At 56.6% G+C, this 12705-nt stretch carries 8 protein-coding genes; 5 read left to right on the top strand and 3 right to left on the bottom strand.

Features of this window, described 5'->3' with window-relative positions:
* Window positions 1-65: 65 nt before the first annotated feature.
* The 3 genes from GHO32_RS01525 to GHO32_RS01510 all read right to left on the bottom strand — a co-directional run bounded on the left by GHO32_RS01525 (window position 66) and on the right by GHO32_RS01510 (window position 6916).
* Window positions 66-1022 (bottom strand): hypothetical protein, encoded by a 957-nt coding sequence (locus GHO32_RS01525; protein WP_153337855.1) that lies wholly within the window; start codon window positions 1020-1022, stop codon window positions 66-68.
* Window positions 1019-4351 (bottom strand): toxin VasX, encoded by a 3333-nt coding sequence (locus GHO32_RS01515; protein WP_178113823.1) that lies wholly within the window; start codon window positions 4349-4351, stop codon window positions 1019-1021. The genes GHO32_RS01525 and GHO32_RS01515 overlap by 4 nt, the downstream gene beginning before the upstream one ends.
* A gap of 222 nt (window positions 4352-4573) precedes the next feature.
* Complete coding sequence (locus GHO32_RS01510; RefSeq protein WP_153333709.1) at window positions 4574-6916, bottom strand: bifunctional diguanylate cyclase/phosphodiesterase; 2343 nt, start codon at window positions 6914-6916, stop codon at window positions 4574-4576.
* Between the two features lie 362 nt (window positions 6917-7278).
* Between GHO32_RS01510 and lon the strand changes: the two genes are divergently transcribed.
* From lon to cmoB, 5 genes are all read left to right on the top strand, one after another.
* Window positions 7279-9708 (top strand): endopeptidase La, encoded by a 2430-nt coding sequence (lon, locus tag GHO32_RS01505; RefSeq protein ID WP_123751442.1) that lies wholly within the window; start codon window positions 7279-7281, stop codon window positions 9706-9708.
* A 187-nt stretch (window positions 9709-9895) separates the two neighbouring features.
* Window positions 9896-10390: a hypothetical protein gene (locus GHO32_RS01500; protein ID WP_153333707.1), complete on the top strand. Its 495-nt coding sequence runs from the start codon at window positions 9896-9898 to the stop codon at window positions 10388-10390.
* Between the two features lie 86 nt (window positions 10391-10476).
* Window positions 10477-10869: a protease inhibitor I42 family protein gene (locus GHO32_RS01495; protein ID WP_153333705.1), complete on the top strand. Its 393-nt coding sequence runs from the start codon at window positions 10477-10479 to the stop codon at window positions 10867-10869.
* A gap of 105 nt (window positions 10870-10974) precedes the next feature.
* Entirely contained in the window at window positions 10975-11718 is a 744-nt protein-coding gene (gene cmoA / locus GHO32_RS01490; RefSeq protein WP_368668315.1) for a carboxy-S-adenosyl-L-methionine synthase CmoA, read from the top strand.
* Complete coding sequence (gene cmoB, locus GHO32_RS01485) at window positions 11715-12671, top strand: tRNA 5-methoxyuridine(34)/uridine 5-oxyacetic acid(34) synthase CmoB (protein ID WP_153330648.1); 957 nt, start codon at window positions 11715-11717, stop codon at window positions 12669-12671. Before cmoA ends, cmoB begins: the two co-directional genes overlap by 4 nt.
* Window positions 12672-12705 lie beyond the last annotated feature (34 nt).

The raw sequence follows: 12705 nt of genomic DNA, 5'->3' as shown, positions 1-12705 counted from the left end.
CGTTACAGCCAGGTCTGAAAAAGGCGGCTATCGAGAGATAGCCGCCTTTTTTTGGGGGGTTGGCGTCACGATACTCGTGCTGCAAGTTCCGCTTCGCGGGCGGCGATGGCGAGTTCCAGTTCCGGGGAGCGCTTGGCCCATTGCTCGGGTGGGAGGGGTTTGGACCATTCGATGATGTCGGGGTGGTCGAGAGTGGGAGGAGGCGAGAGCTTCCACATCTGAAGCATAATTGCGACTGGAGCCGCAAAAAATATCAATCCTATCAATAACCAAGCTGCTTTAAAAAGCTCGCCAGCACGCAAGTGCTGCCAAATACTTTCTGAGTATTCGCAGCATATCCCCCAGATAATCCCGCGTCCTTTCAGAACCTTGCGCCCCCCTTCAAAATCATTAGTTTCAGGTAATGCATGAGGACCAATTTCCATAAAACTTCGCATGCACTCCCACACTGACATTGCCGCTTCATTGCCGCCGCAATTAAAACCCCAGTAAAAGTGCTTATTATCTTCTTCAGCATGAGGGTCTGGATTATCAAAGCCTATAAACAACATCCCTGAGATATTTCGACCTGCTTGACTGACTGACGAGCTCTGCGCCGCAGCGGCGGTTACCGTTTCCCAAGGCACAATCCAATACTCGCCATCTTTACGCGGTACGCAGACTTCACGGCGCTGACGGTTAAAGCGGATAGGTAAGGGGGTTGGGCGGTAGAGCATGTTAATCAGCATTAGCGCAGGAATACCTGTACTGACTCCGCCTATGACAAACATAATTTTACTAAAGTCAGGCGCTATGCTCAAAAACCCAAAAGCCATCCCGAAATAAAGCAATGCCATCGGCCATAAAATCATCAAAGCTGAACCAATACTGTAATTACCAATATCTATAAATATGTCGTTTTTTCTCCAAACAATGTTCAGTGTATCGGTTGGCTTCTCCCCGGTTGGTATTGGCAAGGGAGCCAAATAATCTCGCTGTGAAAACAAGCCAGTTTTACTTGTCCCAGCGGTTGGTGCGCTCATCGCTTGATGCCTGGCTGCAAAAAAATTGAACACTGTTGACCGCCCAACGGATAGCGCTTAGCGATATCCAACTCTGGCGCTGGGTCATTACGCAAGGCTATTACTCCAGTCGCGGAACTCAATGTGAATGCCACTCCTCGATCTCCGCCCACAAAATTGTGGAGTCCTAGCATTGAAGTCAAAGGTGTGTTGTATCGCAAGCGCAAAAATACGGTTGTGGGTTTGGAGCCATACAGGTCAGGGACTGTGTTGAATGGGCCACTCAAACGTAAACCCTGCCCTTGATTAGGAGGAATCCACTCACAACGACTGGCGTGCATCCAATAGCTCCCAATATCTTGCATTGGCTCTTCAGGAGAGTATTTCCGCTCACCACTTTTTATCCGCTCGCGCATTGCCAGGGTATCTAGCGGATTGCCAACCATGCTTATTTCCAGATAAACATTACTGGGTTCAGCTCCTGGCAGATCAATGGTGAGTTTTTTGATCGGACTGCTCGCTACACCGGACTGCAAAGAACTCATCACACTGCTTTGCTCTACGGATTCAAAGCTGATTCTGGGAACATAAAGAATCCCGTACAAACGATTAAGTTCGTCTTGCTGAGCATCCAAACTTATTGGATTTAGATCGCGGGCGCGAGACTTTGCCCAGCAGCAATTATTTAATAAACTTTGCATCGGCGTTTGCTGAAAATACCAGGCAATCAGATACAACACGCCAAGTACAGCAATTAACAAATTAAGCGGCCCCATCCATAACAAGTACCCTCCCACTGCTGCGCTTACTGTGAGTCCTCCAGAAACAGCTCTAAAGGTATATATCAAACCTAACATAGCCTGAGTTGCAAAGGCGATAACTTGCCCACCTACTATATTTCGACGCATCTTTAACCACGGATCAATAGTACCGTGAGCATTTTCGATCTGTTTCTGTAAAGACAGAAACTCCATAGCAGCAGCACCTGCGGATAGACCACCAATCACACCCCCAAATAGAGTTAAAACAGGGACAGCGGCCCAACTATTGTTTAACGTTTTAAATATAAACGCCCTCTCCTTAAAACCTCCCCTCACCTGATTATCAATCACCGCGACCAAAGCCGCCCCGGCATACAACGTCGCCGACGCAGTGTCGTATACCCGCTGCTGATCCATCCCCTCCAGTACTCCGGCCTGCCCCAGATAATTACTGGCATTCCAGCTATTGAGCAGCAACGCCGTCAGGGCGATCAGGCCTCCGCTGTTTTTAACGGCGGGCGAGTCGACAATTTTTGCAATGTGGCCACGGCCGATGGCTTTACCAGTTGTGTTAACCCACTGGGCGAGATCTTCTGCTGCCTTGCCAAATTGCTGTAGAACCTGATGCTTCCCTTGAATAATTAGCCGTAAGCCAATTTGATTGGCTACACGCACAACCGTCATCATCGCCAGCCAAGGTCCTTTCAATGGTTCGCCTACTTTGCTGCTGAGCAGCAGCAAAGAGGCACTCAGGCGTTTTATTAGAACGCTCCAAAGACTATTGGCATCGTTAGAGATCACTGAGAGATTCGACAGAATATTGATACCTTGTGGCCCCAACGCCTTGCTCAACGCCGCCATCGCATTGGCCTGATTTTCAACTTCTAGCGCAGCCATCAATTCTGTCGCACGGCTGTTGGTATTGACCGCGCCTTCGAGCGTGGGGCTCCAACCGTAAAACAGCTGCCTCAGCGCCCCGTCATCCGCACTGCGCACATAGTCCGCATATTGCTCGGCGCCAACTGTGCGCAAGCACTGCGCGCTAAGGCAGGCCAAAGCCAGTTCGTCCAGCCATTGGCGATGGTCGCTGTCTTGATAATCCACAAACCACGTACCGCTATGGTGACGCGACAGGTAAGTGCCACGATCGGCATAGAGGGTTTCGTGTCGCTCTTTCAGGTGATCAAAGTGTCTCGGGGCCGTTTTGTCGAGCCAATAGTTCATGGCGGGCAGGTCGATGTATTTCTCGACCTTGTCGGAGGTGTGTTTGTTTCTCAGGTTGTTGACTTTGCTTTCCTGGTAATCGCGCACTACTTGCAGCACTTCATCATGCAATTGAAGTGGGATGAACCCGCGGATTGGCGCTACTGCGGCTTGTTCACGCAGGTGTATTTCTGCCAGTCGGGTATCTGCTTCTAGATTGCTGTGGGTGGTGCCGCGTCGAATGTTGGCGGTGTAACGTTGTCTCGCCAGTTGCTCCAGTCGGGTGCGCGCATTGAGCAACATCTGCGCCTGCTCACGCGTCAGTTCAATGTCCTGTTCCCGATAGCGGTAAACCAACATACCGATCACTTCGTCGGGATCCTCCGTAATCAAACTCCGCACAAACCCGCCAATACTCAGCCGCAGGTTGTTATCGGCCTGCCACTGTTCATGCCGCGATTCGATCAGTTCTTGCTCATGATTGATGTCGCGCAAAATACCCAGGTCATCGTCAAGGCAGGCCAATACCGTGAACAACCCGCGGGCCTGCACATGAGCCTGCTCCATCAGGTCTTGCGTGCGGATGGCAGTCCATTGCTCAGCGCTCCATTCCCCCGGCGGCGTGACGTCGTCCGACACAGCCGGGTAGCCCGCCGACGCTTTTTCCCGCTCATGCAGCCAATGCATGGCATCGGTGTAAGCCTTGATGTTGTCGGGTGTCGGGGCTGCCATGACCTTCTTGCCTAGTTGGTCCGCACTCGCGCGTAAAGCCGGTTGATGACGCTGGTAATCAATCGCCATCGACAAGTCATAGGTGTCCGGAATCAACTCGGCCATCACACTTTTCGATTCGCTCAGCGGCACGCAATGCGGCGCTTGCAGCATATTGGCCACTTGCCGCAGGTCGAGCTGGCGCATGCGTTTGGCGCGTTGTTGAGGGTCGTGCAGGTCGGCGCAGGCGGCCGGGTTGAGGGGGATTTCGCTGTAGAGCAGCCAGGCGTCTTGTTGCTTGGCCAGCGCCAAGCCACTCAAGGTGCCGGACTGGACGACGGTGTCATCCTCATCCAGACCCTGGCTGAGCAGCAGGTTGTTTTCAGCCACTGCATAGCGCTGCAACGGGCCGCGGCCTTGCCACACATAGACAAACCCTGCGCGCAACAGGCGCGCAGCCATCGGGTGGCTTTGGGTCTGAGTGCCGGGCTGGCACGCCGGATGGCTGGCGGGCTCTTCGCTGAGGGCGTAGCGCACCGGCACGACAAATAAATGCGGCTGGCTGGCCGGGCACTGTTGAACGGTGCTGTTGATGTCAACGTGTTCGCAGGCACTGGCGGCGCGCCGGGCTTCGGCCAGATTAACCAGTGTGGCAAGGCTTTTATCCAGGCTCATACGGCGTTATCGCCGCACGCAATGTGCCTGGAGAACTCGTTTAAGACTGGATCAACGTGAATAGAAAAGTGTCTGTTATTGGGCATCCATGACTCCTCTGAAGTGAGGACTCACGTCGAAAAGACCGCCTCAACACAAAGGGGTGAACGCTAAAGGATCGGCTCGAGCGTGGATGTAGGAGATATCTCTAATTCAAGATCGAAAAAAGATCGCGAGATACCGTCATGCCGTAGCCTGCAACTCATTCAACCAGCTCTCAAACGCCGCAGCATCCAGCGGGCGGCTGATCAGGTAGCCTTGCGCCGTGTCGCAATGCCAGCGCTTGAGCAAGTCGAGGCTGTGGGGGTATTCAACGCCCTCGGCCACCACCTTTAGCCCCAGGTTATGGCTCATTTCAATGGTCGAGCGCACGATTACGGCATCTTCACTGGCTTCGTCCAGGTTGCGCACAAAGGACTGGTCAATTTTCAATTCCTGAACCGGCAACCGCTTGAGGTGGGCCAGGGAGGAATAGCCCGTGCCAAAGTCGTCCACCGACAAACTGATCCCGCAATCGCGTAGCCCTCTGAGCACCGCCAGCGAATGCTCAGGGTCGTGCATCACCGCGCTTTCGGTGATCTCGAAAGTCAGTTGCTGCGCTGCCACCTGATACTGCGCCAGCAAGGCCTGCACTTGCGGGGCCAGGCCATCACCGCGCAAATCGTCAGCCGAGATGTTGATCGACAGTTGCAGGTGCAGCCCACGGAGGTTCCACTCGGCCAGTTGCCGAATGCTTGCTTCAATCACCCAGTCGGTCAGCAGTTTCACGCTCCCGGAGCGTTCTGCCAGCGGGATAAATTCTGCCGGTGAGACCACACCAAACACCGGATGCTGCCAACGCACCAAGGCTTCGGCCTGGCTCACATGCCCGCTGCGCAGGTCGAGTTTGGGCTGGTACTGAATAAACAGTTCGCCGTCGCTGGCGGCATGGCGCAAGTCCCGGATCAACTGGATTTGCCGCTGATGCGCGAGGTCGCGGTCCTGTTGATAGACCTGCAGATAGCCGGTCAAGGCCGCTGCATCACTGCGCGCAATGGCTGCGCGGGCCACCAGTTCTTCGGCGGTTTGGCCGTGGGTCGGGTACATCGAGATGCCCATGCGAACATCCAGTTGCACATCATGCCCGTCGAGGTTCAGAGGCTGGCTCAACAACCCATACAAGCGATCCGCCATTGCCACCCCGGCATCGACCTGGGTGTTTTCCAGCAGCAACAAGAATTCGTTGCCGGTGATACGAGCGGCCGTGCTGCTTTCGGGCAGCGCCTCGATCAGCACATGGGTGGTTTTCAGCATGATCAACTCCAGCCCTTGCGGGCCGGAGCTTTCGCTGATCAAACGGTAGTTTTCGATCCCCAGATAGATCAACACCACGCTGCGTCGGGCAGTAATGGCGCTGCCCAGACGTTCCATGACCAACGCCCGGTTGGGCAACCCGGTCAATGGATCGTGCAATGCGTTGTGCGCCAATTGTTGTTCACGCACGGCAATCCCGTTTTGCATGGCATTGAATGCCCGGGCCAGAAAGCCCAGTTCATCGCGGCGTTTAAGCACCACCGGCGTCGAGTAGTCACCCCGCCCGATACGCTGCGCCGCTGCGGCCAGCAGGCTGACCGGGCGCGACACTTCACGCGCCAGCCACAAAGCGCCCAGCAATGAGGCCAGCAAGGCCGCGAGGGAGATCCACAAAAACTTGCGGTCCAGCGAGGTGAACGCCTGTAACGTCTGGTCCAGCGGGCTTTGCAGCAAGGCCATGACCTGGCCGTTGGCGGGGTCGCCCGAGTTGGCCATTTGCAGCAACTGCCCTAAAAAACGTTTACCGGCGAACTCGCTGAAGTGCGTCAGGGGCCCCGGCGGGTTGTCGCGCAAGAACCTGACAATACTCTTGGCCATCGCCTCTGGCTGGGTGCTGGCCAACGGCCCGGAACGCCCGTCTTTCACCCCCAAAAACGACACTTCAAGGTTGCTCAACGTGCGTAACTCTTGGGCAAACATTTCGTCCATCGGCATCGCTGACACCACCCGCATCACGGGCAAAGGCGCCAGCACCACGCCTTGCACCATCATGTAGGGGCGCCCGTCGAGTACCCCGATCAGCTTGATCTGTGAGCCGCGCCGCGCCTGGCTCAAGGCTTGGGCATACGGAAAAGTCTGGCCTGGCGGCAGGCTCGCCAGGGTACTGATGATGATCTTGCCCTGCAGGTCGAGCACGAACAGATCACTGTCGCGCAGGCTGGCCTCGAAGGTTTCCAGGGCGTGTTCAATTTCTTGCGGGCGACCATCGATGACGGCTTCACGAAAATCCTGGTCATTGGTCAGCCAGTTAAGGCCGTACTGAATACGCCGCGCACGAAAATCGACAAACCGCTCGAACACCCGGGTGCCGTTTTTCAACTGATTTTCAGCTTGATCGCTGGCCGCCGTGACGGTCGCCGCCTTTACCGCGAAATACACGGCACCGATCACGACCAGCAACAGCAGCGCGAGTACGAAGCTGATATGAGCCTGAAAGCTATTGCGCAATTTCATCGGCGGGCCTCAATCCATTGACGATGTACTGCCTGTGTAACGAATCCCTGAGGCATGCGGGCACTCTCTCGCCAACTTAAAAGTCAAATAACTGACTTTTAGCCCAGCTTTGATAATTTTCCAGCCTCGTCGTCACTAACAAGAAGATCGCCTAATAAATACGGGCCGTCTACCGTCAAGTTGTTGGCGACAAAGGCATAGCTTTTTACGGACATGTAACAACGCAACACGCGCACGGAAAGAAACGGCGCCTTGGCCTATGGTTGGGTGTTGGCTGATTTACGCGGTGAACAAAACTTCACCATTGAAACCTCTGGCTCCGTGCCCCATCTAAAGCACATACCCCATTGCGCAGGTGCCCCATGAGCGACCAGCAAAATTTTAAAGAGAACACCGTCGAGCACGCTGATATAGAACACAACGAAGCTGAATCAACCGCTCACAAGGGCGGGACCGAACTGGCCCTGCCGGGTCAGAACCTGCCGGACAAGGTGTACATCATCCCGATTCACAATCGGCCGTTCTTCCCGGCACAAGTGCTGCCGGTCATCGTCAATGAAGAACCCTGGGCCGAAACCCTCGACTTGGTCAGCAAGTCGCCTCATCACTCGCTGGCGTTGTTTTTTGTCGACACGCCCACTGATGACCCGCGCCATTTTGATACCACCAGCCTGCCCGAGTACGGCACGCTGGTGAAAGTGCACCACGCCAGCCGCGAAAACGGCAAATTGCAATTTGTGGCACAAGGCCTGAGCCGCGTGCGCATCAGCATGTGGCTCAAACACCACCGTCCGCCGTATCTGGTAGAAGTCGAATACCCGCAGGAAGCCAATCAGCCCACCGATGAAGTCAGGGCTTATGGCATGGCGCTGATCAACGCGATCAAAGAGCTGCTGCCGCTTAACCCGCTGTACAGCGAAGAGCTGAAAAACTACCTCAACCGCTTCAGCCCTAACGACCCTTCGCCCCTCACCGACTTTGCTGCCGCCTTGACCTCGGCCACAGGTAACGAGTTACAAGAAGTGCTCGATTGCGTGCCAGTGCTCAAGCGCATGGAAAAAGTCTTGCCGATGCTGCGCAAGGAAGTCGAAGTCGCCCGCCTGCAAAATGAAATTTCCGCCGAAGTTAACCTCAAAATTGGTGAACACCAGCGTGAATTTTTCCTTAAAGAGCAGCTCAAGGTCATTCAGCAAGAGCTGGGGCTGACCAAAGATGATCGCAGTGCCGACATCGAGCAATTCAAGCAACGCCTTGAAGGCAAGACCCTGCCCGCCCAGGCCCGCAAGCGCATAGACGAAGAAATCAACAAACTGTCGATTCTTGAGACCGGCTCGCCCGAGTACGCGGTAACCCGCAATTACCTGGATTGGGCCAGCTCAGTGCCGTGGGGCGTGTTCGGCAAGGACAAACTGGACCTCAAGCACGCGCGCAAGGTGCTCGACGCCCACCACGCCGGGCTGGATGACATCAAAGACCGCATTCTCGAGTTCCTCGCCGTAGGCGCTTATAAAGGCTCGGTCAGTGGCTCGATCGTGTTGCTGGTCGGCCCGCCGGGCGTGGGTAAAACCAGTGTCGGCAAGTCGATTGCCGAATCGCTGGGCCGTCCGTTCTACCGCTTCAGCGTTGGCGGCATGCGCGACGAAGCCGAGATCAAGGGCCATCGTCGAACCTACATCGGTGCCCAGCCGGGCAAACTGGTGCAGGCGCTCAAAGACGTTGAAGTGATGAACCCGGTGATCATGCTCGACGAGATCGACAAAATGGGCCAAAGCTTCCAGGGCGACCCGGCGTCCGCGCTGCTGGAAACCCTCGACCCGGAACAAAACGTCGACTTCCTTGACCATTACCTGGACTTGCGCCTGGACCTGTCGAAAGTGCTGTTTGTGTGCACCGCCAACACCTTGGACTCGATCCCCGGACCTCTGCTCGACCGCATGGAAGTGATCCGCCTCTCGGGGTACATCACCGAAGAGAAAGTCGCGATTGCCAAGCGTCACCTGTGGCCTAAACAGCTGGAAAAAGCCGGTGTCGATAAAGCACGCCTGAGCATCACTGACAGTGCGCTGCGCTTGCTCATAGATGGCTATGCCCGTGAAGCCGGTGTGCGCCAGTTGGAAAAACAACTGGGCAAGCTGGTGCGCAAGGCCGTGGTCAAGTTGCTCGACAACCCTGACGCGGTGATCAAGATCGGCCCCAAAGACCTCGAAGCGTCGCTGGGCGCCGCGGTGTTCCGCAACGAGCAGGTCATCAGTGGCGTCGGCGTGATCACCGGCCTGGCCTGGACCAGCATGGGCGGCGCGACCTTGCCAATCGAGGCCACGCGCATTCACACGCTCAACCGCGGCTTCAAGCTGACGGGGCAATTGGGCGAAGTGATGAAAGAGTCTGCTGAAATCGCCTACAGCTACATCAGTTCCCACCTGAAGCAGTTTGGCGGGGATCCGCGTTTCTTTGACGAGGCCTTTGTGCACCTGCACGTGCCGGAGGGCGCCACACCTAAAGACGGCCCGAGTGCCGGGGTCACCATGGCCAGCGCCTTGCTGTCCCTGGCGCGCAACCAGGCGCCGAAAAAAGGCATCGCCATGACCGGCGAACTGACCCTCACTGGCTATGTCCTGCCGATTGGAGGGGTTCGCGAGAAGGTCATTGCGGCCCGCCGGCAGAAAATCCACGAGTTGATCTTGCCCGAGGCTAACCGCGGCAAATATGAGGAACTGCCGGACTACTTGAAAGAAGGCATGACCGTGCACTTCGCCAAGCGCTTCACCGACGTGGCCAAAGTACTGTTTTAAACGCTACATGTACTGCCCTCCGAGCCAATAGGGCGCAAACCCTTGCGCCAAAGAGGCTCGCATAAACAGGTTTGGTCGCTGGCCAAACCTGTTTAGCTAAACACCTGTTATTTCTGACAGTAGACACATCTGTATTTCCCAACGTTAATAGCGTCTCAGCCGACAGGTATTAACGTTGGGAACTGCTATGCCACTTCACCATCCTGCGTATCAAAATCCCGATGCCCTTTGGCGCAACGCTACGGGCCCAAGCGCTTTCAACCCCAGAACCCGCGGTGAACTCAAGGCCGAGCTACTCGACAGGCCCACGTTTGCGGCGCAAGAAATGACCTTCGCCAGCAGCCACAAAAAAATCACCCTGACAGCTGAGTTCGACGAGTTCGGTTCCAAGGCCTATCGCGCCATTGCCCTGAACCTGGACATCAATATCCAGTCGGGTATTTACCTGTTTAAAAAGGGCGAGCCGGGTCCTGTGTTGGGCATGTCCTACATCGAATACGTCGAAGTCGATGGGCGCGAGATGTATCACTTGAACCAGGCCAATGTCGGCACCTTGCACCTCAGCGTGATCGAGAGTTGCTACAGCGCCCGCCTGTTTACCTTTGAAGGCACGGACCATAAAGGCGAAGCCCTTGAAATGTGCGGTGATTTCACCATCAGCCCACCCCACGCCACCTTCTGACCTTCCGGCTTGAGGCCGACGACAAATGGCGCAGCCGCCATCATGGGGTATGCTGCGCACTTGTCTTTGTCCGACCGGAGCCTGCAATGTCCCTCGCACGTTTAGTCCCGCTGCTCAGCCTCGGTTTGCTGGCCGCCTGTGCGCACCCGCCTGCGCAAAACGTTACTGTTGAAGAACAAAGCGAATGCCCGATTCAACTGCATGTAGGGCAAAACCTCATGCTGTCGCTGCCCAGCAACCCTACCACCGGCTACCGCTGGGCCATCCAGGACTCGGCGGGCGGCGTGCTGCGCAGCCTTGGCCCGGAGGTCTACAACAGCAGTGATGACGGCCAGTTGCTCGGCAGTGGCGGGCATTCGACCTGGCGTTTTGAGGCCTTTGCTGCGGGCACCGGCCGCCTGCGCCTGACCTCTCAGCAACCCTGGGAGCCCGAAGCAGAACCGGCGCAAACCTTCGATTGCCCCATCACCGTGAACTGAGCCGGCACGGCTTATCAGACAGACCGCGCATCCCGGCGCCAACTTGGCTAAAATGCGCCCCCGTTTTAACTATCCAGCGCCGGAACTGTCGTGAGCAAAGAAGTCGTGAGCAAAGAACCTGACCGTATTTTCGCCCAGCCCCTGGCCCAGGTCCCGGACTTCGCCTTTAACGAAGACGTGGTGCGGGTGTTCCCGGACATGATCAAGCGCTCGGTGCCAGGTTACCCGACGATTGTCGAAAACCTGGGCGTGCTCGCGGCTCAATTCGCCCAACCCGACAGCGTGCTGTACGACTTGGGCAGCTCACTGGGCGCGGTGACCCAGGCTTTGCGCCGCCATGTTCGCACCGATGGCTGCAAAGTCATTGCCGTGGACAACTCCACCGCCATGGTCGAGCGCTGCCGTGAATATCTCAACGCCCAGAACTCAATGTTTCAGGAGTTGCTGCCGGTCGAGGTGATCGAAGGCGACATTCTGGCCCTCGAATTTCAGCCGGCCTCGGTAGTGGCGCTGAATTTCACCCTGCAATTTATCGCCCCTGACCAGCGCCTGGCTTTGCTCAGCCGGATTCGCCAGTCGTTGTTGCCGGGTGGCGCGATGATCCTCTCCGAGAAGCTGCGCTTCAGTGATCCCGAAGAGCATGCGCTGCTGACCGACCTGCACATCGCCTTCAAGCGGGCCAACGGTTACAGCGACCTTGAAATTGCGCAAAAGCGCAGCGCCATCGAAAACGTCATGAAGCCCGACAGCCTCGAAGAACACCGCGAACGCCTGCTGGCGGCCGGGTTCTCGACAGTCGTGCCGTGGTTCCAGTGTCTTAACTTTGCCTCGTTGATTGCCTTGCCATGATTGATCTTTCCCCCCTCGCCCGCCGTTTGGCCGGGACGCCCTTGGCTGAATGGGCCAACACCCTGCAAGCGCAGCTCGACGTCAAAATGGAGAAAGGTCACGGCGACCTGGAACGCTGGCAAAGTGCGCTGGACGCCCTGCCCAACGTCCTGCCGACCGAGATCGATCTGCTTAACGGTCTGACCCTGGACACAGACTGCGACGACGCCACCCGCGCGCAAATGCGCCAGGCGCTGCTCGGCCTGTCACCGTGGCGCAAAGGCCCGTTTGACTTGTTCGGCGTGCACGTCGACACCGAGTGGCATTCGGACTGGAAATGGTCACGCGTGGCGCCGCACATCGACCTCAAGGGCAAGCGCATCCTCGATGTTGGCTGCGGCAATGGTTATTACATGTGGCGCATGCTCGGCGCAGGCGCCCACAGCGTGATCGGCGTCGACCCGAACTGGCTGTTCTTCTGCCAGTTCCAGGCCGTTCAACGTTTTTTGCAGCAAGAAGCCGCCTGGCACCTGCCCTTCCCGTTCGAAGACCTGCCGCCCAACCTGGAAGGCTTCGACACGGTTTTTTCCATGGGCGTGTTCTACCACCGCCGCTCCCCCATCGAGCATTTGCTGGCGTTGAAAGACTGCCTGGTCAAAGGGGGCGAACTGGTGCTGGAAACCCTGGTGATCGAAGGCGATGTCAACCAGGTGCTGGTGCCCGAAGACCGTTACGCGCAGATGCGCAACGTGTGGTTTCTGCCTTCGATCCCCGCCCTGGAACGCTGGCTGCGCCGTGCCGGTTTCAGCGACGTGCGCTGCGTCGACGTGAGCATCACCACCGTAGAAGAACAACGTGCGACTGAATGGATGAAATACCAGTCGCTGAGCGACTACCTGGACCCGAACGACCACAGCAAAACCATCGAAGGCCTGCCCGCGCCAATGCGCGCCGTGATCGTCGCTAAAAAATAAAACCATCCACCCCCCTGTGGGAGCGGGCTCGCTC

Origin of the sequence: Pseudomonas sp. FSL R10-2189, assembly GCF_009600325.1 — a bacterium.
Classification (GTDB): Bacteria; Pseudomonadota; Gammaproteobacteria; order Pseudomonadales; family Pseudomonadaceae; genus Aquipseudomonas; species Aquipseudomonas helleri.
This window is presented reverse-complemented; position numbering and strand designations above follow the sequence as displayed.